The sequence below is a fragment of the Amycolatopsis sp. NPDC003731 genome (genome assembly GCF_053586895.1).
This window is the reverse complement of the sequence record NZ_JBSFNC010000011.1, coordinates 1-21,155: the sequence shown is the minus strand read 5'-3', so window position 1 is coordinate 21,155 and position 21,155 is coordinate 1. Positions and strand designations below refer to the sequence as shown.

The window sequence follows — 21,155 nt, the reverse complement described above, 5'->3', positions numbered from 1 at the left end:
GTCCCGCATGGAACGCATCAACCCGCCGGAGCTGGGCAAGCCGTCCGGGTTCTCGCACGCGGTGGTGGCCGAGGGCCGGGTGGTCTTCCTCGCCGGGCAGACCGCGCTGGACGCGTCGAACAAGATCGTCGGCGACGGCGTGGTCGAGCAGTTCGAGCGCGCGCTCGGCAACCTGCTGGCGTCCCTGCGCGCGGCCGGCGGCTCCCCGGCGGACCTGTGCAGCGTGACGATCTACATCGTCGACATGACCGACTACCGCGCCCACGCCCGCGAGATCGGCCGGGTGTGGAAGCGCCTCGCGGGCACGGAGTACCCGGCGATGGCGGGCATCGGCGTGTCCCGGCTGTGGGACGAGGAGGCGCTGGTCGAGGTCCAGGGCTTCGCGGTGCTCAGCCGAGGGTGATCGCCTTCGCGGCATCGGGAACGCGCGGGCCGGGGACGCGGGTCAGCCGGCTTCCATGCAGGCCAGGATCGAGTCCAAAGCCTGCTTGGTCTGCTGGACGGCCGCGGTGAGGTAATCGATCACGTAAGACACGGCGGCCGTCCCCGCCTGCTGTGGCGAAATCTGCTTTTCGGCCAGCTTGATCGGTCCGCGGTAGTGTTGCTCGCCCGTCGAGCTGTCGTTGGTGATCTCATGGAGGTACCAGTAGTGGCCGTCGGTCGTGACCACAGCATTCACCTGGGCATTGATCCAGAGACTGACTGCGGGCGAGCCGTCTTGCAGTGGGGTGACCGTCGGCCGGGTAAACCTCGCGGCAGCGTGGATGACTTCGCAGACCGTCCGGAGGGTTTGCTGCACCTGCTGGTGGCTGATGGGCAGCATCGACGCCTCCGCGAGTCCGGGAATTCGCCATTTTACTTCCCTGCGTGGCGCACTCCAAGACTGCCGATGGCCGCCGATCGAGGCCGGGTCAGCCGATGTTGATCGCCTTCGCGACGTACGCGCGGGCCGGCGTCTCCAGTTGCGCGTGCAGCTGGAAGAACAGCTCGGCCGCGCGGATCCCGGACCACCCGGCCGGCAGGAACTCCGCGGGCAGGCCCGGGTCGAGGTAGGGCATCCGCCGCCAGCCGGTCAGCACGCGGACGTAGTCGGCGAACGCCTGCTCCTCGGTCACGGACTTGCGGCGCAGCGCCGGCCCGTGCTCGTCGAGGAAGGTCGTGTACAGCTCGTCCAGCCGGTCGAGGTCCCACCAGTCGCGGACCTTCGCCGCGACGTCGCCGAACGCCAGGTGGTCGGCGCGGAACAGGTCGGCGTACCCGGCCAGGCCGAGCCGGGTGAGCGCTTCCTCGGTCGCCGCGTGCAGGTGGGCCGGGGCGATCCAGACGCCGGAGGCCGCCGTGCCGAAGCCCATCCGGGCCAGCTGGGTGCGCAGGAGGTGACGCTTGTGGCGTTCGGTCTCGGGAACCGAGAACACCGCGAGCAGCCAGCCGTCGGCCGGGGTCGCGCGGCCGCGGCGGAAGATCCGCTCGTCGCCCTCGCGCAGGATCTCGCGGGCTTCGTCGGACAGCTCGTAACCCGCCGTCGCGTCGCGGCGGACCGCTTCGAGGATCCCGCGCCGCTTCAGCCGGGAGATCGACGAGCGCACCGCGGGCTCGTCGACGCCGACCGCGGCCAGCAGGTCGATCAGCGACGCGACCGAGAGCCAGCCGCCTTCGGTGCGCGAGTAGAGGCCGTACACCGTCACGATGAGCTGGCGAGGCTGGGCGGACCGGCCGGAGCCGTCCAGTTCGGTTGCCTCGGGTACGGCCGTCATCGCGCCACGATAGCAACTCCCGGCCGGATCGCTCCGCTACGATTTCGCCGCGATGCTGCCAGCCACCAAGGGGATCTTCGACCGGCTCACCCGCCGGGGCCGCCTGATGACCAAGCGGACCTGCGACCGGCAGGGCCACGTGCTGCGCAGCGGGCGCTTCCTCTTCCGCACGCCGACCGCGTGGGAGTACGCCGCCGCCGTGGCCGGGGGCAGTGATCCGGCCGCGCAGCGGTGGCTCGGCTGGCAGCGCGACTCGATCGTCGCCGAGCCGGCGCGGGCGGACGCGCTGCGGGTCGTGCCCGGCACCGGGCCGGACTGGGCGTCCCCCGATCCGCAGTCCGTCGACCTGGTCATGATCGACGTCGAGGCCAACCGCTGCGTCGGCCTGGTGAGCGTGCACACCGGCGAGGACGGCGGCCCGGAGACCGGCGGCTACCTCGCGCCGGCGTACCGCGGCCGCGGGTTCGGGCGCGTGCTCTTCGCGGCCGGGCTGACGCTGGCGCACGACCACCTCGGCCTGGCGCGGGTGCGGGCCGGCGCGGAGGTCGGGAACGTCGCCAGCGCGCGGTCGCTGCAGGCGGCCGGGCTCGGCCGGGTGGGCGGCCCGCCGACGTACCGGCTGCCGGACGGCCGCGTCACCGAGGCGTGGTGGTTCCAGCACGACGTCCCGCGCCCGACGCGGTGCGGTGGGCCGCAGGCGACGTGGTTCCCGGCTGCTCCGGTGCTGTGAAACTTCGGCGCTCGCCGACGTTTTCCGCGGCTAACTTCGCGGTATGACTTCGCTTTCCGCTCCGGTTCCGCCCGTGCCCGTCGACGTTGCTCCGGGGAGCGTCGCGTGGTTGCGGGCGTCCGTGGCCCGCTTCAGCAACGGCGCCGACCACGTCCGGCGGCGGGCGCTCGCCGTGGACCTGCTGGGTGCGCTTGATGTGGAACTGTTGCAGGACAATGCTTTCTCGCGCACTTCGGCGATCGTGGCCGGCGTCGACGTCGTCGACGTGATGGCGCGGATCGCGCGGCCGGTGCCGGTGGGGGTGCTCGCCGAAGCGCTGGGCCTGCCGGACGTCTCGGCCGACGTCGCCGGAGTCGCGGCGGCTTACCACCCGCACGTGACGCCGGGCGCGGACGCGGAAGCGGCGTTGGCGCGGCTGATCGAGGTGTGCGGCGGGCCGACGGAACTCGCGGCGGCGCGGATCGGCCTGCTCGTCCAGGCCTGCGACGCCACGGCGGGCCTCATCGGCAACGAGCTTTTCGCGGCCCTGACCGGAAAACCGGCCGAACAACCGGTGCTCGCCACACGCCGCCGGGTCGACGGCACCGACGTGACGGTGTCCCTCGCCGGGACGCCGTTCGGCGCCGGGCCGCGCGCGTGTCCGGGCTCGCGGCAGGCGCACGCTCTCGCGGCCGGCGTTCTCGGGGCGTTGCGTGGTTTCCGCCTGACAGAAGCGGAAGTCTCCTGGATTTCTTCGCCGAATCTCCGGATGCCCGTTCGGCTGTGGGTGACCCGCGGCTGAACCGCCCGGGCCTTCTGCTAAGACTTACCGCGTTCATTCTTTGGGGGAAGGCGGGGAATTGCTGTACTTCAACGGCTTGCTCGGCGTCGTCACGTTCGGGTTGTGGATCTTCTGCCTGGTCGACGTGATCACCACCGACGAGGGATCCTGCCGCAACCTGCCGAAGGGGCTGTGGCTGCTGCTCGTGCTGGTGGTGCCGCTGGTCGGCTCGATCATCTGGCTGGTGGCGGGCCGCCCGCAGCAGGTGGCGAGGACGCGCGGCCCGTACGAGCGCCAGGCGCCGGCGTTCCCGGAATACGACCGCCCGGGCCGCTTCGCGGCAACGAGCCCGGAAGACGACGAGGAATTCCTCCGCAAGTGCCGGGAACGCGCGGAGGCCCAGCGCAAGCTGGCCCGCGAAAAGCGCGGCGACGAATAACACCGTGTCGACCCTCTGATCACGCGTGTCGACCCGGCAATCACGCGTGTCGACCTTCCGATCACGGGTGTCGACCGTTCCGGCGGGGCACCTCGCGTGCTTGGGCGGGCTTCACGCGTGACTGAGGGGTCGACACGCGTGATTGGGGAGTCGACACGCGTGATTGGGGAGTCGACACGCGTGATTGAGGGGTCGACACGGGGTCAGCAGGTGGGGCCGTCGCAGGTGCCGCGTTCGTAGGCTTCCAGTGTTGTGATGACCAGGCGGCGCTCGGCCGGGGTGAGCGGGGTCAGGGCGTCGCTCCAGGCCTTGGCGCCGCGGGCTAGCCAGGCGTCGACGGCCGGGCGCTTGTCCTCGGTGATGCTGACGATCGTGCGGCGGCGGTCGGCCGGGTCCTCGTCGCGGTTCAGGACGCCCTGGCGGCTGAGGTCGCCGACCATCAGGCTGGCCGTCGTCGGGGCCACCTGGAGGCGGGTGGCGAGTTCGGTGACCGTCATCGGGCCGTCGAAGAGCAGGTACGACAGCAGCGAAAGGTGCCGCGGCGCCAGCGCGCAGCCGTCCAGCTCGGCCGGCACCGGGGTGCGCTTCGCGCGGCCGACCAGGCGGGGCATGAGCAGCAGGAGCTGCCGCACGCCGTCCTCGACACTCGGTCCGGTCTCCGTTGACACCGCTCACCTCCCGTCGGTACTTTTGCTTGCAAAACAAACTCTTCGCCCGAGCGTACCTCGCGCCCGCTTGAGCGTACCGGCCAGAAACAAGGGGACCCCATGACCACGCCAGCCGAGATGAACGACTTCAACAAGCAGGTCGTCGAGGAATTCCGGGCCAACGGAGGCAAGGTCGGCAACTACTTCGAGGGCAAGAACGTGCTCTTGCTCACCACCACCGGCGCGAAGAGCGGGGCGGAGCGCCTGTCGCCGCTCGTCTACACGAAGGACGGCGACCGCTACGTCGTCGCCGCGTCGATGGGCGGCGCGCCGAAGAACCCGGCTTGGTACCACAACCTGGTCGCCAACCCGAAGGTCACGGTGGAGGTCGGCACCGAGAAGTTCGAGGCGACGGCCACCGTGATCGCCGACCGCGCCGAGCGCGACCGCCTGTACGCGGGCATGGTCGCGCACGCGGAGGGCTTCGCGGAGTACGAGACGAAGACCACCCGGGTCATCCCGATCGTGGTCCTGGAGCGCTAGGAACCGATCGGCGCGGGCTCGGGCTCGGCGCGCGTCGCGGCAGGGCGGTCCGCCTCCTGCCGTTCCGCGCGCCGGGTCTCCTTACGGGTGATCAGGCGCTTGCCGACGTCGATCAGGGGCTTCTCGACCCAGCGGTGGATCAGGTCCGCGATCGCCAGGCCGACGATGAACACCGTCAGCGCCGAGACCGTCCGGTGCGGCGCGAGCCCCGGCACCGCCTGGACCACCGCGAAGTGCACCGGCCCCTGCAGCAGGTACAGCGAGTACGAGCGCTCACCGACGAACCGCATCGGGGCCGTGCTCAGCAGCCAGCGCAGCGGGCCCGGGCTCACCAGGACGATCAGCAGGAGCATCGTCAGCCCCGCGTACGCCACCAGCAGCCACAGGTTGTTGCGGGTCTCGTGCCACAGGTCGTCGAAGTTCGTGTGCAGCAGCGCGAACGCCGCGACGATCGGGATCGCCGCCAGCGGGTGCGTCAGCGGCTTCAGCAGCGCGTACCCGCGGCGGTAGTGCAGCAGGATCGCCAGCAGGCAGCCGCCCGCCAGGATGAAGTAGTGGATCGTCGAGCGGTAGATCGCCGTCTGCGATTCGTTCAGCACGAAGCCGCCGGTGGTCACCGGGACCAGCGCCAGCAGCGCGATCATCGCCGTGCCGACCAGGAGGAACTTGCGCTTCGCCGCGCCGATCCCGATCGCGACCAGCAGGAACGGCCAGACCAGGTAGAACTTCTCCTCGATCCCGAGCGTCCACGAGCCGCTGAAGAAGTTGTCCGTGCCGGTGGTGGCCGCCGGCAGGAACTCGTTGAGGAACGTCAGGTAGTACTTCAGCGCCTGCGGGAAGTCGCGCGAGTAGAACTCGCCGCGCAGGATCACGAACGCCACGATCCCGCCGAGGATCACCAGGTACGGCGGCAGGATCCGGAACACGCGCCGGATGTAGAAGTTCGACAGCGAGATCCGGCCGTTGCGGTCCTGCTCGCGCAGCAGCAGCGTGGTGATCAGGAACCCGGACAGCACGAAGAAGAGGTAGACGCCGACCCAGCCCGACAGCCACGTCCAGTTCGGCCCGCCGAAGTGGAAGAAGATGACCATCGTCGCGGCGAGCGCGCGCAGGCCGTCGAGCCCGGGGAACCGCCGCATGCCGAGGTAGTCCTCGTGACTCATCGTGCGCAAGACGGTTCCCCTATCGGTGTGATCAGGCCGGCCGAGTATATGGCCCGCGATCCCCGGCCCTTTGCCCGCCTCACCCGGCCCGGAAGACGTTCCCGGCGTCGTACCGGCGCTTCAGCTCCCGCAGCCGCCGCAGGTCGGCGCCGGAAAAGACGCTCTCCGCCACCTCCTCCGGCGCGTGCTCGCCGTAGACGAACGGCAGGAGCCGGCCGGTCGTCCACGGCGCCAGCGCGTCGAACAACTTCGCGTGCACGCGCCGGGCCGCCGCGACGCCGTCGTCGCCGACCACCGTCAACGCCCGGACGACGAACTCGGCCGACGAGTCCCAGCCCACGCCCGGCACCTCCGGGGTGCGGGCGAGCGCGCCGCCGAGCCGGTCGATGATCAGCACCGGCGGCGCGGCCGCGCCCGGGCCCGCGTGCTCGACGATCGCGTCGAGCATGGTGTCGTTCAGCTGGGAGACGGTCGCGTTGGTGCCGTGGTAGCCGTGCGGCTGCCGCGGCTCGGCCGCGATCGACCCCGACTCGGTGAACGGCAGCCGTCGCAGCGTGTCCGTCAGCGCGGGTGCGACGGCCCGCAGCGGCGCGACGACGTCGTCGCCGTCCTCGCCGAGGTAGGCGATCCGGACCTGGGCGACGTGCCGGCCGCGCACCGGCGCGGGCACCATCGGCAGGTCGGGGTACTGGATCATGGCCAGTGACGTCGTCAGCGTGTCCGGCGCGGCCGCCGACCACGTCCGCCAGGCCCGCAGCACGGCCGGCACGTCGGCGCTGTCGAAGGTGAGGCTGCCGCCGTAGAGCTCGGCGACGGGCAGGAGGGCGAACTCGATCGCCGTCACGACGCCGAAGCCGTCGCGGCCACCGCGCAGGGCCCAGAACAGGTCCGAGCCCGGCTCGACGTGCCGGAGCTCGCCGTCGGCGGTCACGACGTCGAGGGCGCGGACGTGGTCGGCGGCCCGGCCGTACCGGCGGGCCATCAGCCCGAAGCCGCCGCTGAGCGTGTAACCGACGACGCCGACGTCCGGGGACGAGCCACTGAGCGGCGCCAGGCCGTGCGCGCCGGCGGCCTCGATGACCGCCTCCCACCGGACACCCGCCTCGACACGGGCGGTCCGGGCCGCGGCGTCGATCTCGACGCCGGTCATCCGGCGGGTGCTGATCAGGACGCCGTCGGTGCCCGCCGTCAGGCCGTGCCCGGTGGCCTGGACCGCGACGGGCAGCCGGTGCTCGGCGGCGTAGCGCACCGCGGCGACGACGTCTTCGGCGCTTTCGGCGGCGACGACGGCCGCGGGTGACGTGGGCACCGCCGTCTGGAATCCGGTGACTTCTTCGGTGTACCCGTCCTGGCCGGGCTGGAGGAGGTTCATGCCTCCAGCTTCGGGCGAGCCCGATCAGAAGTCCAAGATCTGGTTTTTCTGCTGACTAGAATCAATGCTTATGGAACTGCACCAGCTCGCCTACTTCGTCGCCGTCGCGGAGGAAGGCAACTTCACCCGCGCGGCCGAGCGCCTGCACGTGGCTCAACCCGGGGTGAGTGCGCAGGTCAAACGCCTGGAGCGAGAGCTGGGACAGGAACTGCTGGACCGCTCCGGCCGGACGGTCCGGCTCACCGACGTCGGCGCCGCGGCCCTCCCGCACGCCCGGGCCGCGCTCGCGGCGGTGCAGGGGGTGCGCGAAGCCGTCGAGGAGCTCGCCGGGCTGGTCCGCGGGCAGGTCGCGATCGGCATGGTGACGTCGGTGGGCCCGGTCGGGCTGCCCGACCTGCTGGCCGGCTTCCACGAGCGGTACCCGGCGGTCGAGATCACGCTCTCGGAGGCCGACTCCGACACGATGCTGGCAGCGCTGCGCGAGGGACGGCTCGACCTCGCCGTCGTCGGCATCTCGACGGCTCCGCCGCCCGGCATCGCGACGCAGGTGCTGCTCGAAGAGCCGTTCCTGGCCGTCGCCGCGCCGTCCGGTCCGCTCGCCGGGCGGGACGAGGTGGCGATCCCCGACCTCGACGGCCTGCCGCTGATGGCGCTGCCCAGGGGGACGGGCCTGCGCACGGCGTTGGACGCGGCCTTCGCCCGGGCGGGGCTGACGCCGCGGATCGCGTTCGAGGCAGCCGATCCGAACTTCCTGGTGCAGCTGGCGACGCGGGGGCTGGGGGTGGCGATCGTGCCGGCGTCGCTGGCTCGGTACCACCAGGCGGAGCTGCAGGTCGTCGGGCTCCGCGGGCCGGGGCTGCGGGGCATGCTCGCGCTGGCGTGGCGGACGGAAGGGCCGCTGAGTCCCGCCGCGCGGGCGTTGATCGCGTTCGCCCGGGCGGCTCAGCACTCTTGACAGGTCGTCAACAGGGGCGTTCCCTCAGGTGGTGACCGAGACCGCCCTTCGCGACGCCGTGATCGGCGCCGGGCTGCTGGCCGGCAGCGCGAACGTGATCATGCAGCTGTCCCGCGCGCCCGTCGGCCACGGCGTTCTGGAAAGCCGGGTCGACAGCGGCAACCTCTTCCGCCACCCGGTCAAGCGGACGCGCACCACGCTGACCTACCTGGCGGTGGCGACGATGGGCACCGACGCGGAGCGCGCGGCGTACCGGCAGGGCGTCAACCGGGCGCACGCTCAGGTGCACTCGACCGCGTCGAGCCCGGTCGCGTACGACGCCTTCGACACCGACCTCCAGCTGTGGGTCGCGGCCTGCCTGTACAAGGGCTTCGAGGACGTCTACCTGGCGTTCGTCGGCCGCGAGCCGGAGCGGTTCTACGCCGAGGCCGCCGCGCTCGGGACCACGCTGCAGGTGCGACCGGAAATGTGGCCCGGCGACCGGGCGGCCTTCGAGGAGTACTGGGCCGGCGGGCTGGCCGCGATCGGCGTCGACGACACCGTGCGCCGCTACCTGACCCGGATCGTCGACCTGGAGTTCCTGCCGCCGGTGTTCGCCGTGCCGGGACGGCGGTTCCACCGGTTCGTGACCACGGGGTTCCTCCCGCAGCGCTTCCGCGACGAGATGCGGCTGCCCTGGACCGCCGCCGACCAGCGCCGGTTCGACGCGCTCCTCGCTGCGCTCGGCCGGGTGGTCCGCGTGCTGCCCGGGCCGCTGCGGCGGTTCCCGTTCAACCTCTGCCTGGTTGATCTGCGGTGGCGGCTGCGGACCGGGCGCCCGCTCGTGGGGAGTTGACCACCTCCCGCGGGGACGCGAGGGTGGGCCCATGAGCGGTGATGAGGTGCGCCACGGCGTCAAGCTGAGCAGTCTCGACCAGGAGGTCTTCCCGGACGCGGAGGTCACCAAGCGGGAGCTGCTCGACTACCTCGAGGCGGTGTCCGGCCGGATGCTGCCGGAGCTGCACGACCGGCTGCTGAGCGTGGTGCGGGTGCTGCGCGGCCAGGAGCCGTTCATGCAGAAGAACCTGCCGAAGTACACGCCGGAGTGGGTGGAGCGCCGGGCGCTGTGGGCCGACCGCTCGCGGCGCGAAGTCACCTACGCGCTCTGCAACGACCTGCGCACGCTGCTGTGGTTCGGCAACCAGCGCGCGATCGAGTACCACACGACGCTGTTCCGCGGCGAGCCCGCGAGCGGGCCGACGCACCTGATCCTCGACCTCGACCCGCCCGCGGACGCACCGTTCTCGCTGGCCGTGGGGGCGGCCAAGCTGGTGCGGGAGGCGTTGCGCAAGGACGGTCTCGACGGCGCGGTGAAGACCAGCGGTTCGAAGGGCGTCCACGTCTTCGTGCCGCTCGCGCCCGGACAGTCGACGGAGGACATCGCGGCGGCGACCCGCGCGGTGGCGGCCCGCGCCGAGCGGATCGACCCGGCCCTGGGCACGACGGAGTTCGTGGTCGAGCGCCGGGAGGGGAAGGTGTTCCTGGACTCGACCCGCGCCGGCGGCGCAACGGTCGTTTCGGTGTACAGCCCGCGCCACCGCCCGGGCGCCCCGGTGTCGTACCCGGTCCGCTGGGCCGACGTCGACGACGTCAAACCGGGCGACTTCACGGTGCACACGGTCCCGGCCCTGCTGGGCGACGGTGACCCGTGGACGGAGGAGATGCCGGAGCCGTTCGTGCTGCCCGCGGACCTGGTCGAGGAGGGGCACACGATCCCGATCGCCCGGGTGGTGGCGATGCACGAGGGCAAGCGGCGGGCCCGGGCGGCCCGTGAATCGAGCGAACCAGGCTGAGCCGAACGCTGCGAATGACTCATACGGGACCTCCGACGTCCCGAATGAGTCATTCGCGGCATCGGGGCGCGGGATCAGGCGGCTTGGTTGTGGCTGTAGCCCAGGGGGCGGCGCAGGGTCGCCCGGGTGAACGTCACGATGCGGGCCGGCGGCTGCTCGACGCGGTGGCGGGCCAGCCAGACGACGTCCCGGCCGAACGACCACGCCAGTGAAGCCAGCGCGACCGCCACCGCGGCGAACGTCAGGGCACCCGGCAACAGCCCCGAGACCGCGACCACCAGGACCACGCCCTGCACCGCGGCCACCGTCTTGCGGGCCATGCTCGGGTACAGCGGCGAGGTCAGCCACGGCATCGCCCAGGAGGCCGCGACGAACACGTACCGCATCAGGCCGATCGCCAGCACCCACAGCCCGAGCGTGCGGGACACCTGGATGCACAGCAGCAGGATCAGGAACGCGTCGACCTCCATGTCGAAGCGCGCGCCGAACTCCGACGCCGTTCCCGTGCGGCGGGCCACCTGGCCGTCGAGGCCGTCCAGGAGCAGCGCGACGCCGACCAGGCCGACCAGCCAGCCGAGGGAAAAGTCACCCGAGGCGATCAGCTGCGCGGCGCAGCCGACGAGGATCGCGCGGGCGAAGGTGATCCAGTCCGCCGGCCCGAAGCCGGCGCGGCCGCTGCGGCGCAGCCCCCACTCGGTCAGCAGCACCAGCGCGAGGCCGTAGACGACTCCGGTCGCCCAGGCCAGCGGGGCGGAACCGCCCGCGAAGACCCCCGCGGCGAGCACCGGCGCCGGGATCACCGCACGCAGGAGAAGGTCCTGTTTGATCATCGTCGACTCCGCGAATTGCTCATAGGGTGGCGACACCAGCCTCCGGTCGCCCGCTGAGGAGAAACACGTGGAACAGGCTTTCTGGGTTCAAAGTCCCGGCGCGGGACAGCTGCGCGAGGAGCGGCTGCCCGACCCCGGACCGGACGACGTGCTCGTCCGCACGCTGTGCTCCGGCGTCAGCCGCGGCACCGAAACCCTCGTCTTCCGCGGCGGTGTCCCGGCGAGCCAGCACGACGTCATGCGCGCCCCCTTCCAGGAGGGCGAGTTCCCGGGTCCGGTCAAGTACGGCTACCTCAACGTCGGCGTCGTGGAACACGGGCCGGAGCACCTCCGGGGCAAGACCGTGTTCTGCCTCTACCCGCACCAGACCGCGTACGTCGTCCCGGCGAGCGCGGTGACGCCGGTGCCCGAAAACGTCCCGCCCGGCCGCGCGATCCTCGCCGGCACGGTCGAGACCGCGGTGAACGCCGTGTGGGATGCGCGCCCGCGGCTCGGCGACCGGATCGCCGTCATCGGGGCCGGGATGGTCGGCGCGAGCGTCGCCAAACTCCTCAGTGGCTTCCCGGCGGCGCGAGTGCAGCTGGTCGACGTCGATCCGGCCAAAGCGGACATCGCCGCCGCGCTCGGCGTCGACTTCTCGACTCCCGAAGAAGCACTGGGCGACTGCGATCTCGTCGTGCACGCCAGCGCGTCCGAGGCCGGCCTCGCCAAAGCCCTGGAACTGCTCGCGCCGGAAGGGGAAGTCGTCGAGCTGTCCTGGTACGGCGACCGCCGGATCAGCGTCCCGCTCGGGGAGAACTTCCATTCGCGACGCCTGGTGATCCGCAGCAGCCAGGTCGGGACGGTCGCGCGGCCGGACCGCGACTACGCCGAGCGCCTCGGCGTCGCACTCGAACTCCTGGCCGATCCGGCGTTCGAAGCGCTGGTCAGCGCGGAGTGCATGTTTGAAGATCTCCCTTCCGTGTTACCCCGGTTGGCGGCAAATGAACTTTCCGCCCTGTGCCTCCGTGTCATGTATCAGCCGCAGTGACCACGTCCACCCGAACGCATCGGAGGTCTTGGTGTTCAGCATCACCGTCCGTGACCACGTGATGGTCGCCCACAGCTTCCGCGGGGAAGTCTTCGGTCCCGCGCAACGCCTGCACGGCGCGACTTTCCTGGTGGACGCGACTTTCCGCCGCACCGAGCTCGACGAGGACAACATCGTCGTCGACATCGGCAAGGCCACGGAAGAGCTCAAGGCGGTGCTGAGCGACCTGAACTACCGCAACCTCGACGACGAGCCGGAGTTCAAGGGCATCAACACCTCGACCGAGTTCCTCGCGAAGGTCATCGCCGACCGCCTGGCCGACGCCGTCCACGCCGGACGCCTCGGCGAAGGCGCGCGCGGCCTCGAAGGGATCACCGTCTCGCTCCACGAGTCGCACGTCGCGTGGGCGAGTTACGAGCGTGCACTGTGAACAGCCTGTACGTGGTCCTCCCCGGGGACGTCGACGACTCGTCCGTCCCCAGTGGCGGCAACACCTACGACCGGCGGATGTGCGACCGGCTCGCCGCCGCGGGCTTCGACGTGCACGAGATCGCCGTCGCCGGCAGCTGGCCGCGGCCGGACACCGAGGCCCGCGCGGTCCTCGGCCACCTGCTCGCCGCGCTGCCCACCGGCTCGGCCGTGCTGCTCGACGGCCTGGTCGCCTGCGGCGTGCCCGAGGTCGTCGTCCCGGCGGCGCAGCGGCTGTCGGTGTCGGTGCTGGTGCACCTGCCGCTGGCCGACGAGACCGGCCTGCCGCCCGCGCTCGCCGCCGAGCTCGACGCGCTGGAGCGCGAGACGCTGCGGGCGGTCGGCTCGGTCGTCGCGACCAGCGAGTGGGCCGCACGCCGGCTGATCGACCACCACGGCCTCGCCCCGCACCGCGTGCACTCGGTGACGCCGGGGGTGGACCCGGCGCCGCTCGCCGTCGGCACCGACGGCGTCTCCCGGCTGGTCTGCGTGGCCAACGTGACCCCGCGCAAGGGCCAGGGCGTGCTCGCCCAGGCCCTCGAGACCGTCGCCGACCTGCGCTGGACGTGCGAATGCGTCGGCGGGATCCGCCGCGAGACCAAGTACGTCGAGCGGCTGCGCGAGCACCGGCTCGGCGCCCGCTTCACCCTCACCGGCCCGCGCACCGGCCGGGCGCTCGAGGCGACCTACCACACCGCCGACCTGCTCGTGCTGCCTTCGCGCGCCGAGACCTTCGGCATGGTCGTCACCGAGGCCCTCGCCCGCGGGGTGCCGGTGCTGACCACCGACGTCGACGCGCTGCCCGACACGGTCGGCGTCGCGCCGGACGGCTCGGTGCCCGGGATGCTCGTCCCCGGCGACGACGTCGAAGCGCTGGGCACCGCCCTGCGCCGCTGGCTCACCGAACCGGCGCTGCGCGCCCAGCTGCGGGCGTCGGCGAAGCTGCGCCGCGAGACCCTGACCGGCTGGGACGACACCGCCCGCCGGATCGCCGACATCCTCCTCCGGCAGGAGGCGGCGGCATGAGCGCGTTCCAGCCGGACTGGCTCTACCTGCGCGAACCCGCCGACGCCGCGGCCCGCGCCACCGAACTCGTCGACCCTCTCCGCGACTTCCTGCCGGAGGACTTCGTCGTCCGCGACCTGGGCTGCGGCACCGGCTCGCTCGGCCGCTGGCTGGCCGCCCGGCTGCCCGGCACCCAGCACTGGATCCTGCACGACCACGACACCGAGCTGCTCACCCACGCGCAGGCGAGCCTCCCGGGCACCGCGCTCGACGGCAGCCCGGTCGACGTCGTCGCCGAGCAGCGCGACATCACCGCGCTGCGGGCCGCCGACCTCGCCGGGACGTCGCTGGTCACCGCGTCCGCCCTGCTCGACTTGCTGACCCGCGACGAGATCACCGCGCTGGCCACGGCGGTCGTCGAAGCGGGCTGCGCGGCGCTGCTGATGCTGTCGGTCACCGGCAAGGTGGAGCTCTCGCCCGCCGACCCGCTCGACCCCGCGCTCGCCGCCGCGTTCAACGCCCACCAGCGGCGGGTCACCGAAGACGGCCGCCGGCTGCTCGGCCCGAACGCCGTGGACGTCGCCGCGACCGCGTTCGGCAGGCTCGGCGCCACCGTCGTCCGCGCGGACAGCGCCTGGCGGCTCGGCCCGGACCAGGCGGAACTGCAGCGGCAGTGGCTCGAGGGCTGGGTCGGCGCCGCCGTCGAGCAGCTGCCCGAGCTGCGCCCGGTCGCCGACGTCTACCTGCAGCGGCGGCTCGAGATGGCGGCGGCCGGCGAGCTGCACGCGGTCATCCACCACGGCGACCTGCTGGTCCTGCCGCCGAGCCTGGAGGTGGCGGCGTGAAGCGCGCACTGGCCTGGCTGCGGATCCTCGGTGCCGTCGGCATCCTCGCCGTCCTCGTCTGGCAGCTCGGCAGCGCCGCGTTCCTCGACGGGCTCGGCCGGATCAGCGCGCCCGGCGTGCTGGCCGCCCTCGCCATCGGCTTCGCGACGACGGTGTTCAGCGCGGGCCGCTGGCAGATCGTCGCCACCCGGCTCGGCCTGCGGCTTTCGCTGCGCACCGCGGTCGGCGACTACTACCGCGCGCTGTTCCTCAACGGCGTGCTGCCCGCCGGTGTCCTCGGCGACGTCCACCGCGCGGTGCAGCACGGCCGCGACAGCGGGGACGTGCCGCGCGGCGTGCGGGCCGTCGTCCTGGAACGCACCGCGGGGCAGGTCGTGCTGATCGCCTCCGCGGTCACCGTGGTGCTCGCGGCGCCGTCGGTCGTGCCCGCGGCGTTCCGCGAGGTCGTCGTGGTGACCGGGGTGGTCGTCGTGCTGGCCGCCGTCGCCGCGCTGGTCGTGGGCCGCCTGCTGGGCGGACGCTGGATCCACAGCCCGTCGAAGTGGCGCCGCGGTTTCGCCGTCACCCTCGCCGACGTCCGCCTCGGCCTGCTGACCCGCGAGACCTGGCCCAGCGTGGGCTTCCTGTCGGTCGCGACCCTGGCCGGGCACCTGGCGCTGTTCGTCGTCGCCGCCCGCGTCGCCGGGGTGGCCGCGCCGGTGTGGCAGCTCGTGCCCCTGATGGTCCTCGCGCTGCTCGCGATGGGCCTGCCCCTCAACGTCGGCGGCTTCGGCCCGCGCGAGGGCGTCTGCGCCCTGCTCTTCGGCGCGGCCGGTCTGGGGGCCGCCCAAGGTGTCACCGTCGCTGTCGTCTACGGCGTGCTCACGCTGGTCGCGAGCCTGCCCGGCGCCGGTGTCCTGCTCGTCCGGAGTGTCGCCGGGTTCCGCGTGACCCGCGCTCCGCACACCGGTGCCGTGCCCGCTCCGCGCGTCGCGGCCGGCACCGGGATCGAATCGGAAGTGGGGTTACAGTCATGACCGCAAGTGAGGTCGTCGGGGATCTGCCGCGCCGGGCCGTGGTCGAACGAGTCGTCGAGACCCGGCTGCCGACCCGGCACGGGACGTTTCGCGCGGTCGGCTACCTCGACCGCACCGGCACCGAACAGGTCGCGCTGGTCTACGGCGACGTCTCCCCGCTCGGAGCGCTGACCCGGGTGCACAGCGAGTGCCTGACCGGCGACGTCTTCGGCTCGACGCACTGCGAGTGCGGCGACCAGCTGGCAGCGGCGCTGGACCGGATCGTCGAGGAAGGCTCGGGCGTGCTCGTCTACGTCCAGGGCCACGAAGGTCGCGGGATCGGCCTGCTCGCGAAGCTCGAAGCGATGCGGCTGCAGCAGGACGAAGGCCTCGACACGGTCGACGCGAACGTGGCGCAGGGCTTGCCGGTCGACGCCCGCGACTACCACGCGGCGGCGGGCATCCTGACCGACCTCGGCATCCGCTCGGTGCGGCTGCTGTCGAACAACCCGAAGAAGGTCGAACAGCTGACCCGCTACGGAATCCGGATCAGCGAGCAGGTCCCGCTGCTGGTTCCGCCGAATCCGGAGAACCTGCGGTACCTGCGGACGAAGGCCGAGCGGATGGCCCACCTGCTGCCGCACCTGGACCAGGCCTTCTCAGGCGCCTAACACCTCGAGGACGTTGGCGAAGCGCTGCACCAGCGTGTCCAGCACGACGTGCCCCTTCGCCGCGGTCGCCAGCGAAGGACGGCCGACCACTCCCGACTCCGTGTACGCCCGCAGGCCCAGCGTCAGCAGGTGCTCCCGGTCGGTGACGTGGTCGGCCGTTTCGTGTCCGGGCCGGACCAGGTGCGGGTGGGCGTGCAGCAGGATCGACGTCTCCAGCTCGCCCGCGTGCATGTCGTCGTCCAGCGACGTCCGCAGGCCGGCCGCGGTGTGTGCCGCCTGCCAGTCCGCCACGCCGGGGAAGAGCGCCATCGCGCCCGCCGCTTCCTGGACCACATTGGACAGTACGTAGTTGCCGCCGTGCCCGTTGACCAGCACGAGCCGCTCCACCCCGGACGCCTTCAGCGACGCGGCGACATCGGTGACCACCGCGTGCAGCGTGCGCGCCGAAACGCTCACCGTGCCCGCCCACCCCGCGTGCTCGTGCGAGCACGAGATCGTGATCGGCGGCAGGTGGAGGACGGGGTACGCGGCGGCGACCGCGCCGGCCAGGGTGGCCGCGATCACCGTGTCGGTCGCCAGGGGCAGGTGGGCGCCGTGCTGCTCGAAGCTGCCGATCGGCAGCACCGCGACCGACGCCCGCCGCTCCTGCTCGTCGGCGGTGGTGGCGAGCGGGAACAGGTCGGTCATCTCCGCGGCCCTTCACTAGGTTGGTGGCATGACCGAGCATGCCGCACTACTGGACGTCGCGCGCGAGGCCGTGGCGAAGGCGACGGAGATCGTCCGGTCGCGCCCGAGTTTTTCGGTTTCCGCGAAAGGCGATCGCGACCTGGTGACCGACGTCGACACCGCGGTCGAGGACGCGCTGCGGGCGTTCCTCGCCGCCGAGACGCCGGAGATCGGGATCCTCGGGGAGGAGCGCGGCCGCAGCGGGGACGGCGGTGGCCGCTGGTGGGCGCTCGACCCCATCGACGGGACGGCGAACTTCGCGCGCGGAATTCCACTGTGCGGGATTTCCCTGGCGCTCGTGGACGGCGAACACAGCACGGTCGCCGCGATCACGCTGCCGTACCTCGGAGTCACCTACACCGCCGCGCGCGGCGAAGGTGCTTTCGCGAACGGAGAGCGCGTCGGCGCTTCCACCGCCACGGAGATCTCCGACGCGATGATCGCCGTCGGGGACTTCGCGATCGGAGAGCTCGCCGAAGAGAAGAACCGCGCCCGGCTGACCCTGCTGTCGGATCTCGGCGCGCGGGCGCAGAAGATCCGGATGCTCGGCACGGCGGCCATCGACCTCGCCTGGGTGGCGGACGGAAAGCTCGACGCCGCACTGATCCTGTCCAACAACCCGTGGGACACCATGGCCGGCGTGCTCCTCGTGCGCGAGGCCGGTGGCGTCGTCGTCGACCGCGACGGCACCGAGCACGCGGTCGGTTCCGCGGCGACGATCGCCGTCGGCGCCGGGCTGCGCAAGGAGATCGTGGACGCACTTGATCGCGCGTACGGGGTTGTTCGTTAGGATTCCGGGGTACACCGTGGGCGGCGCCACAGCGCTCGTTTGCGCTGTCCGCGCAAGGTTTTCGGTTACGTTGGTACCGGTCGGCCGCCCAGCCTGGCATGCTGACCGGATCTCGTCGGCCACTTCGGAGAATGGTGGATGCTCGTGGAAAGTCGCCGGATCCGCGATCGGTACCGGCTGGTCGAGCCGATCGGCGGCGGCGCGATGGGCACGGTGTGGCGGGCCCAGGACGAGAAGCTCGACCGCACCGTGGCGATCAAGGAACTCCTGCTGCCGCACGACCACGACGAGCAACGCACCCAGGAGGCGAAGAACCGCGCGATGCGCGAGGCGCGGATCGCCGCCCGGTTGCAGCATTCCCACGCGATCACCGTGTTCGCCGTCCTCGAGGAGGAGGACCGGCCGTGGCTGGTGATGGAGTACCTGCCGTCGAAGAGCTTGGCCCTCGTGCTCGGCGAGGAGCCGGCCACGGTGGACGACGCCATCCGCGTCGGCGTGCAGATCAGTTCGGCGCTCGCGGGCGCGCACCGCGCCGGCGTGGTGCACCGCGACGTGAAGCCGGCCAACATCCTGGTCTCCGAGGACGGCACGGCGAAGATCACCGACTTCGGCATCTCGCGCGCGATCGGTGACGTCAAGCTGACCGCCACCGGCGAGATCGCCGGCACGCCCGCGTACCTCGCGCCCGAAGTGGCCCGCGGCGAGGACGCGGACTTCGCCGCCGACGTCTTCTCGCTCGGCGCCACGCTGTACGCCGCGGTCGAGGGGCAGTCGCCCTACGGCACCGCCGACAACCCGATCGCCTTGCTCTACAAGGCCTCCAGTGGCGAGATCGTGCCGCCGGAGAAGGCGGGCCGGCTGACGCCGCTGCTGGTGCGGATGCTCGCCTCCGAGCCGGCCGAGCGCCCGTCGATGGACGAGGTCGAGCAGGAGCTGCGGGCGTTGCTGCCGGACGCGGAGCCCGGCGATTCGGTGCTCGCGGCGACCGTCCCCGAAACCGAGCCCCCGGCGGTGCCGGTCGTGCCGGCCGCCGTCACCGTGCCCGCGGGCGAGGTCACCGCGGTGTCGCCGGGCGCGCGCAAGGGCCTGATCGCCGTCGGGGCGGGCGCGGCGCTGCTGTGCGTGGCCGTCGTCGTGGCGATCCTGCTGGTCGTGCGGCAGAAGCCGCCGCAGGACAACGCTGCCGCACCGCCGTCGCCGACGCCGTCCACCTCGGCGTCCGCGGCACCTTCCTCGACGCCGCCGTCGACCCCCGCGCCCTCTTCGCCGCCGACGTCGGCGCCGTCGACCGCCCCGACTTCGCCGACCGTTTCGACGGTGGCCTCCTCGAAGACCCCCGTCGAGGCTCTCACCGCCTACTACGGGTTGCTGCCGAGCAACCCGGCGGCGGCGTGGGACCTGCTCACGGCCCGGTTCAAGGCTTCCCGCAACCAGACTTACGAGACGTACAAGAGCTTCTGGGGCCGGTACAAGTCGGTGACCGTGAGCAATCCCCGCGATGCCGGGGGCGGCCGGGTCACGGCGACCGTCCTCTACGACGGCGGAAAGGCCGAGAACGACACCTTCACGCTCGTCCAAGAGGGCGGCGTCTGGAAGATCGACTCGCAGAGCAGCTGAACCTTCCCGGCTTGGGGTGCGTGTGACGTATGAGCCGTCACCGCCGTCGACCCACGCTGGAGGTAGCCGTGTCTGTTTCCGAACCCCGCCTGCTCCGGCGCGCGCGATGAGGCCCGCCGACCCGATGGTGTTCATCCTCCCGGCCGCGCCGCCGGGCAGCGACACCTACGACAAGCGGATGTGCCAGAACCTGCCCGCCGTCGGCCAGCCCGTCTTGGAGCTGCCGATCGCCGGCGACTGGCCGGAGCCGGACGCGACGTCGAGACGGAGACTGGCGCGGTCCCTCGCCGCGCTGCCGGACCGCACGGTCGTGCTGCTCGACGGCATGATCGCCTCCGGTGTGCCCGAGATCGTCGTCCCGCACGCGCGGCGGCTGCGGCTGGCCGTGCTGGTGCACCAGGCGCTGGCCGACGAGCCCGGCCTCGCCCCGGCGCACGCCGCGGAGCTCGACGCGTGCGAGCGCGAGACGCTGCGGATGGCCGGCATGGTCGTCGCGACCAGCCCCTGGCTCGCCCGGCTGCTGATCGACCGCCACGACCTGGACCCGGCCCGCGTCTACGTCGCCAAGCCCGGCACCGACGCGGCCCCCCTCGCGGCGGGCGCGGACGGCGTGTCCCGCCTGCTCTGCGTGGGGGACGTGACCCGCCGCAACGGCCACGACGTGCTGGTCCAGGCCCTCGGCGAGGTCGACCACCTGGCGCTGTCGTGCGTGTTCGCCGGCTCCCTGACGGCGGACCCGGCGTACGTCGACGAGCTCGGCTGGACGATCGAGCGCCTCGGCCTCGGCAACCGCATCACCTTGGCGGGCGACGAGGTCGACCTGGGCGCGGCCTACAACGCGGCGGACCTGCTGGTCATCCCGGCCCGCGCGGCGACGTCCGGCATGTTCGTGGCCCAGGCACTGGCCCGCGGGATCCCGGTCCTGGCCACCGAGGTGGGCGGGGTGTACGACGCACTGGGCGTCGACGCCGACGGCGAGATGCCGGGCCTGCTGGTGCCGCCGGACGACCCGTACGCACTGGCGGACGCGCTGCACCGCTGGTACGCCGACCCGGAACTGCGCCGCTCCCTGCGCACGGCGGCGCTCGGCCGGGGCAGCGCGCTGGAGGAGTGGGACGTGGCGGCCCGGCGGCTGACGCACGTCCTGTCGCGGCTGGCGTCCGAACCGCGGATCGTCGCTTGACACCCTTGCCGGGGTGCTGAGATTCCACGACCCTGGCCCGATGGCGTCCCCGTCGCAGCGACCCGGCCACCTTGATTCCGAACGCGGCTTCCTCGAAGTCGCCGGCCGGGATCCGGACCGCCCGCTGCGCGACCAGTTCCTCGGCTTCCGCGACCTGGTCTCGGCCGACATGGCCTGGGTGGACAGCCGAAAGAGCCAGTTCCGCCGCCGGGCGGCCATCGTGCGGGTGAGCGCCCTGCTGCTCACCGCGGCGTCGACGGTGGTGCTCGGCATCCAGGAGATCCCGGCCAGCGCTTCAACCGCCTCCGCGACGAGCTGGACTACTACATCGTCACGACCCCCGCGGCCGAGCTGAGCCGCGGCCGGCTTGCGGAATTCTTCACCGAGCACCAGGTCGTCTGGGACGAGACCAGCCGCCAGTGGGTCGAATTCCGCAAGCTCGACCGCCCGCCTCAGGCGCCCGAAGTCCGCGGCTGACGCGTCACGCCAGGGTCAGCGCGTAGATCTCCACCCGCGGGTCGTTCGGCAGGCTCACCGACTGCACGGTCTTCCCGCCGTCCAGCGCGGCCGAGATCCCGAACAGCCGGACCGGCGGCCCGTCGACCCCGCTGCCGGCCTTGATCCGGTGCGGCATCTCGAGCAGCACCGGACTCCCGGACCCCGCCCAGTCGCCGAAGGTCACCGCCAGATCGGCGCTGGTCCCGTCGGTGTAGTGCGCCGTCACCGTCGTCGGCGGCGACCCGCAGGGCCAGCCGCGTCTTGCCGACCCCGCCGGCGCCGGTCAGCGTGACGAGCCGGGC

Annotated in this window: 26 protein-coding genes; 18 read left to right on the top strand and 8 right to left on the bottom strand. The window is 72.3% G+C overall.

What is annotated here, in order from left to right; all coding sequences use genetic code 11:
• Nucleotides 1–7: 7 nt before the first annotated feature.
• On the top strand, nucleotides 8–403 hold the full coding sequence (locus ACWDN5_RS07070) for a RidA family protein (protein WP_449675126.1): 396 nt from the start codon (nucleotides 8–10) through the stop codon (nucleotides 401–403).
• Nucleotides 404–445: 42 nt separating this feature from the next.
• Here ACWDN5_RS07070 and ACWDN5_RS07065 read toward each other — a convergent pair whose 3' ends face one another.
• Nucleotides 446–823: a hypothetical protein gene (locus tag ACWDN5_RS07065; protein WP_310968593.1), complete on the bottom strand. Its 378-nt coding sequence runs from the start codon at nucleotides 821–823 to the stop codon at nucleotides 446–448.
• Between the two features lie 88 nt (nucleotides 824–911).
• A complete protein-coding gene (locus ACWDN5_RS07060) occupies nucleotides 912–1,754 on the bottom strand; it encodes a PaaX family transcriptional regulator (protein ID WP_449675124.1) in 843 nt (280 codons plus the stop codon).
• A gap of 52 nt (nucleotides 1,755–1,806) precedes the next feature.
• On the opposite strand from ACWDN5_RS07060, the gene ACWDN5_RS07055 reads away from it, so the two are divergent.
• The 3 genes from ACWDN5_RS07055 (at nucleotide 1,807) to ACWDN5_RS07045 (ending at nucleotide 3,683) form a co-directional block, all read left to right on the top strand.
• Complete coding sequence (locus ACWDN5_RS07055; RefSeq protein WP_449675122.1) at nucleotides 1,807–2,484, top strand: GNAT family N-acetyltransferase; 678 nt, start codon at nucleotides 1,807–1,809, stop codon at nucleotides 2,482–2,484.
• A gap of 121 nt (nucleotides 2,485–2,605) precedes the next feature.
• Complete coding sequence (locus ACWDN5_RS07050) at nucleotides 2,606–3,265, top strand: hypothetical protein (RefSeq protein WP_449675238.1); 660 nt, start codon at nucleotides 2,606–2,608, stop codon at nucleotides 3,263–3,265.
• Nucleotides 3,266–3,323: 58 nt separating this feature from the next.
• Nucleotides 3,324–3,683 (top strand): PLDc N-terminal domain-containing protein, encoded by a 360-nt coding sequence (locus ACWDN5_RS07045; protein WP_449675120.1) that lies wholly within the window; start codon nucleotides 3,324–3,326, stop codon nucleotides 3,681–3,683.
• A gap of 203 nt (nucleotides 3,684–3,886) precedes the next feature.
• On the opposite strand, the gene ACWDN5_RS07040 is transcribed toward ACWDN5_RS07045, so the two are convergent.
• Nucleotides 3,887–4,351 (bottom strand): MarR family winged helix-turn-helix transcriptional regulator, encoded by a 465-nt coding sequence (locus tag ACWDN5_RS07040; RefSeq protein ID WP_310968589.1) that lies wholly within the window; start codon nucleotides 4,349–4,351, stop codon nucleotides 3,887–3,889.
• Nucleotides 4,352–4,450: 99 nt separating this feature from the next.
• Between ACWDN5_RS07040 and ACWDN5_RS07035 the strand changes: the two genes are divergently transcribed.
• Nucleotides 4,451–4,873 (top strand): nitroreductase family deazaflavin-dependent oxidoreductase, encoded by a 423-nt coding sequence (locus ACWDN5_RS07035; RefSeq protein ID WP_310968588.1) that lies wholly within the window; start codon nucleotides 4,451–4,453, stop codon nucleotides 4,871–4,873.
• Here ACWDN5_RS07035 and ACWDN5_RS07030 read toward each other — a convergent pair.
• Nucleotides 4,870–6,036, bottom strand: a complete 1,167-nt coding sequence (locus ACWDN5_RS07030; protein WP_449675236.1) for an acyltransferase family protein — start codon at nucleotides 6,034–6,036, stop codon at nucleotides 4,870–4,872. The genes ACWDN5_RS07035 and ACWDN5_RS07030 overlap by 4 nt on opposite strands.
• 79 nt (nucleotides 6,037–6,115) lie before the next feature.
• Nucleotides 6,116–7,408, bottom strand: coding sequence for an FAD-binding oxidoreductase (locus ACWDN5_RS07025; protein WP_449675117.1), 1,293 nt, complete (start codon nucleotides 7,406–7,408; stop codon nucleotides 6,116–6,118).
• 70 nt (nucleotides 7,409–7,478) lie between these two features.
• Here ACWDN5_RS07025 and ACWDN5_RS07020 point away from each other — a divergent pair, with 70 nt between their 5' ends.
• The 3 genes from ACWDN5_RS07020 to ACWDN5_RS07010 are packed head-to-tail and all read left to right on the top strand — an operon-like array spanning nucleotide 7,479 to nucleotide 10,195.
• Nucleotides 7,479–8,363: a LysR family transcriptional regulator gene (locus ACWDN5_RS07020; protein WP_310968586.1), complete on the top strand. Its 885-nt coding sequence runs from the start codon at nucleotides 7,479–7,481 to the stop codon at nucleotides 8,361–8,363.
• Nucleotides 8,364–8,394: 31 nt separating this feature from the next.
• The gene (locus ACWDN5_RS07015) at nucleotides 8,395–9,198 is read left to right on the top strand and encodes an oxygenase MpaB family protein (RefSeq protein WP_310968585.1); all 804 of its coding nucleotides are present in this window, start codon (nucleotides 8,395–8,397) and stop codon (nucleotides 9,196–9,198) included.
• Nucleotides 9,199–9,229: 31 nt separating this feature from the next.
• Nucleotides 9,230–10,195 (top strand): DNA polymerase domain-containing protein, encoded by a 966-nt coding sequence (locus ACWDN5_RS07010; protein WP_449675115.1) that lies wholly within the window; start codon nucleotides 9,230–9,232, stop codon nucleotides 10,193–10,195.
• Between the two features lie 74 nt (nucleotides 10,196–10,269).
• Here the strand turns inward: ACWDN5_RS07010 and ACWDN5_RS07005 are convergent, their stop codons facing one another.
• Nucleotides 10,270–11,025: a CDP-alcohol phosphatidyltransferase family protein gene (locus ACWDN5_RS07005; protein ID WP_449675114.1), complete on the bottom strand. Its 756-nt coding sequence runs from the start codon at nucleotides 11,023–11,025 to the stop codon at nucleotides 10,270–10,272.
• Nucleotides 11,026–11,092: 67 nt separating this feature from the next.
• Between ACWDN5_RS07005 and ACWDN5_RS07000 the strand changes: the two genes are divergently transcribed.
• The 6 genes from ACWDN5_RS07000 to ribA are packed head-to-tail and all read left to right on the top strand — an operon-like array spanning nucleotide 11,093 to nucleotide 16,039.
• Nucleotides 11,093–12,055 carry a zinc-dependent alcohol dehydrogenase gene (locus ACWDN5_RS07000; protein ID WP_449675112.1) on the top strand — a complete coding sequence of 321 codons (963 nt, stop codon included), beginning with the start codon at nucleotides 11,093–11,095 and terminating at the stop codon, nucleotides 12,053–12,055.
• A 31-nt stretch (nucleotides 12,056–12,086) separates the two neighbouring features.
• Nucleotides 12,087–12,485 carry a 6-pyruvoyl trahydropterin synthase family protein gene (locus ACWDN5_RS06995; protein ID WP_310968581.1) on the top strand — a complete coding sequence of 133 codons (399 nt, stop codon included), beginning with the start codon at nucleotides 12,087–12,089 and terminating at the stop codon, nucleotides 12,483–12,485.
• Complete coding sequence (locus ACWDN5_RS06990) at nucleotides 12,482–13,549, top strand: glycosyltransferase family 4 protein (protein WP_449675110.1); 1,068 nt, start codon at nucleotides 12,482–12,484, stop codon at nucleotides 13,547–13,549. Before ACWDN5_RS06995 ends, ACWDN5_RS06990 begins: the two co-directional genes overlap by 4 nt.
• On the top strand, nucleotides 13,546–14,373 hold the full coding sequence (locus tag ACWDN5_RS06985) for a methyltransferase domain-containing protein (protein WP_449675108.1): 828 nt from the start codon (nucleotides 13,546–13,548) through the stop codon (nucleotides 14,371–14,373). The genes ACWDN5_RS06990 and ACWDN5_RS06985 overlap by 4 nt, the downstream gene beginning before the upstream one ends.
• On the top strand, nucleotides 14,370–15,389 hold the full coding sequence (locus ACWDN5_RS06980; protein WP_449675106.1) for a lysylphosphatidylglycerol synthase transmembrane domain-containing protein: 1,020 nt from the start codon (nucleotides 14,370–14,372) through the stop codon (nucleotides 15,387–15,389). Before ACWDN5_RS06985 ends, ACWDN5_RS06980 begins: the two co-directional genes overlap by 4 nt.
• A complete protein-coding gene (gene ribA, locus ACWDN5_RS06975) occupies nucleotides 15,386–16,039 on the top strand; it encodes a GTP cyclohydrolase II (RefSeq protein WP_310968577.1) in 654 nt (217 codons plus the stop codon). Before ACWDN5_RS06980 ends, ribA begins: the two co-directional genes overlap by 4 nt.
• On the opposite strand, the gene ACWDN5_RS06970 is transcribed toward ribA, so the two are convergent.
• Nucleotides 16,028–16,726 carry a creatininase family protein gene (locus ACWDN5_RS06970; protein WP_310968576.1) on the bottom strand — a complete coding sequence of 233 codons (699 nt, stop codon included), beginning with the start codon at nucleotides 16,724–16,726 and terminating at the stop codon, nucleotides 16,028–16,030. The genes ribA and ACWDN5_RS06970 overlap by 12 nt on opposite strands.
• A 28-nt stretch (nucleotides 16,727–16,754) precedes the next feature.
• Here ACWDN5_RS06970 and ACWDN5_RS06965 point away from each other — a divergent pair, with 28 nt between their 5' ends.
• The 4 genes from ACWDN5_RS06965 to ACWDN5_RS06950 all read left to right on the top strand — a co-directional run bounded on the left by ACWDN5_RS06965 (nucleotide 16,755) and on the right by ACWDN5_RS06950 (nucleotide 20,710).
• Nucleotides 16,755–17,555 (top strand): inositol monophosphatase family protein, encoded by an 801-nt coding sequence (locus tag ACWDN5_RS06965; RefSeq protein ID WP_449675104.1) that lies wholly within the window; start codon nucleotides 16,755–16,757, stop codon nucleotides 17,553–17,555.
• A gap of 138 nt (nucleotides 17,556–17,693) precedes the next feature.
• Entirely contained in the window at nucleotides 17,694–19,172 is a 1,479-nt protein-coding gene (locus tag ACWDN5_RS06960) for a serine/threonine-protein kinase (protein ID WP_449675102.1), read from the top strand.
• Nucleotides 19,173–19,296: 124 nt separating this feature from the next.
• Entirely contained in the window at nucleotides 19,297–20,355 is a 1,059-nt protein-coding gene (locus ACWDN5_RS06955) for a glycosyltransferase family 4 protein (protein WP_310969652.1), read from the top strand.
• 40 nt (nucleotides 20,356–20,395) lie between these two features.
• Nucleotides 20,396–20,710: a hypothetical protein gene (locus tag ACWDN5_RS06950; protein ID WP_449675100.1), complete on the top strand. Its 315-nt coding sequence runs from the start codon at nucleotides 20,396–20,398 to the stop codon at nucleotides 20,708–20,710.
• Between the two features lie 126 nt (nucleotides 20,711–20,836).
• Here ACWDN5_RS06950 and ACWDN5_RS06945 read toward each other — a convergent pair whose 3' ends face one another.
• Nucleotides 20,837–21,079, bottom strand: coding sequence for a hypothetical protein (locus ACWDN5_RS06945; protein WP_449675098.1), 243 nt, complete (start codon nucleotides 21,077–21,079; stop codon nucleotides 20,837–20,839).
• Nucleotides 21,080–21,155: the final 76 nt, after the last annotated feature.

Coding starts and splice junctions, on each gene's coding strand:
- ACWDN5_RS07065 (WP_310968593.1), bottom strand. CDS start 823: ATGCTGCCCATCAGCCACCAGCAGGTGCAGCAAACCCTCCGGACGGTC.
- ACWDN5_RS06950 (WP_449675100.1), top strand. CDS start 20,396: ATGGCGTCCCCGTCGCAGCGACCCGGCCACCTTGATTCCGAACGCGGC.
- ACWDN5_RS07010 (WP_449675115.1), top strand. CDS start 9,230: ATGAGCGGTGATGAGGTGCGCCACGGCGTCAAGCTGAGCAGTCTCGAC.
- ACWDN5_RS07060 (WP_449675124.1), bottom strand. CDS start 1,754: ATGACGGCCGTACCCGAGGCAACCGAACTGGACGGCTCCGGCCGGTCC.
- ACWDN5_RS07005 (WP_449675114.1), bottom strand. CDS start 11,025: ATGATCAAACAGGACCTTCTCCTGCGTGCGGTGATCCCGGCGCCGGTG.
- ACWDN5_RS07025 (WP_449675117.1), bottom strand. CDS start 7,408: ATGAACCTCCTCCAGCCCGGCCAGGACGGGTACACCGAAGAAGTCACC.
- ACWDN5_RS07070 (WP_449675126.1), top strand. CDS start 8: ATGGAACGCATCAACCCGCCGGAGCTGGGCAAGCCGTCCGGGTTCTCG.
- ribA (WP_310968577.1), top strand. CDS start 15,386: ATGACCGCAAGTGAGGTCGTCGGGGATCTGCCGCGCCGGGCCGTGGTC.
- ACWDN5_RS06955 (WP_310969652.1), top strand. CDS start 19,297: ATGGTGTTCATCCTCCCGGCCGCGCCGCCGGGCAGCGACACCTACGAC.
- ACWDN5_RS07020 (WP_310968586.1), top strand. CDS start 7,479: ATGGAACTGCACCAGCTCGCCTACTTCGTCGCCGTCGCGGAGGAAGGC.
- ACWDN5_RS06960 (WP_449675102.1), top strand. CDS start 17,694: ATGCTCGTGGAAAGTCGCCGGATCCGCGATCGGTACCGGCTGGTCGAG.
- ACWDN5_RS06985 (WP_449675108.1), top strand. CDS start 13,546: ATGAGCGCGTTCCAGCCGGACTGGCTCTACCTGCGCGAACCCGCCGAC.
- ACWDN5_RS06965 (WP_449675104.1), top strand. CDS start 16,755: ATGACCGAGCATGCCGCACTACTGGACGTCGCGCGCGAGGCCGTGGCG.
- ACWDN5_RS07035 (WP_310968588.1), top strand. CDS start 4,451: ATGACCACGCCAGCCGAGATGAACGACTTCAACAAGCAGGTCGTCGAG.
- ACWDN5_RS06970 (WP_310968576.1), bottom strand. CDS start 16,726: ATGACCGACCTGTTCCCGCTCGCCACCACCGCCGACGAGCAGGAGCGG.
- ACWDN5_RS07030 (WP_449675236.1), bottom strand. CDS start 6,036: ATGAGTCACGAGGACTACCTCGGCATGCGGCGGTTCCCCGGGCTCGAC.
- ACWDN5_RS07055 (WP_449675122.1), top strand. CDS start 1,807: ATGCTGCCAGCCACCAAGGGGATCTTCGACCGGCTCACCCGCCGGGGC.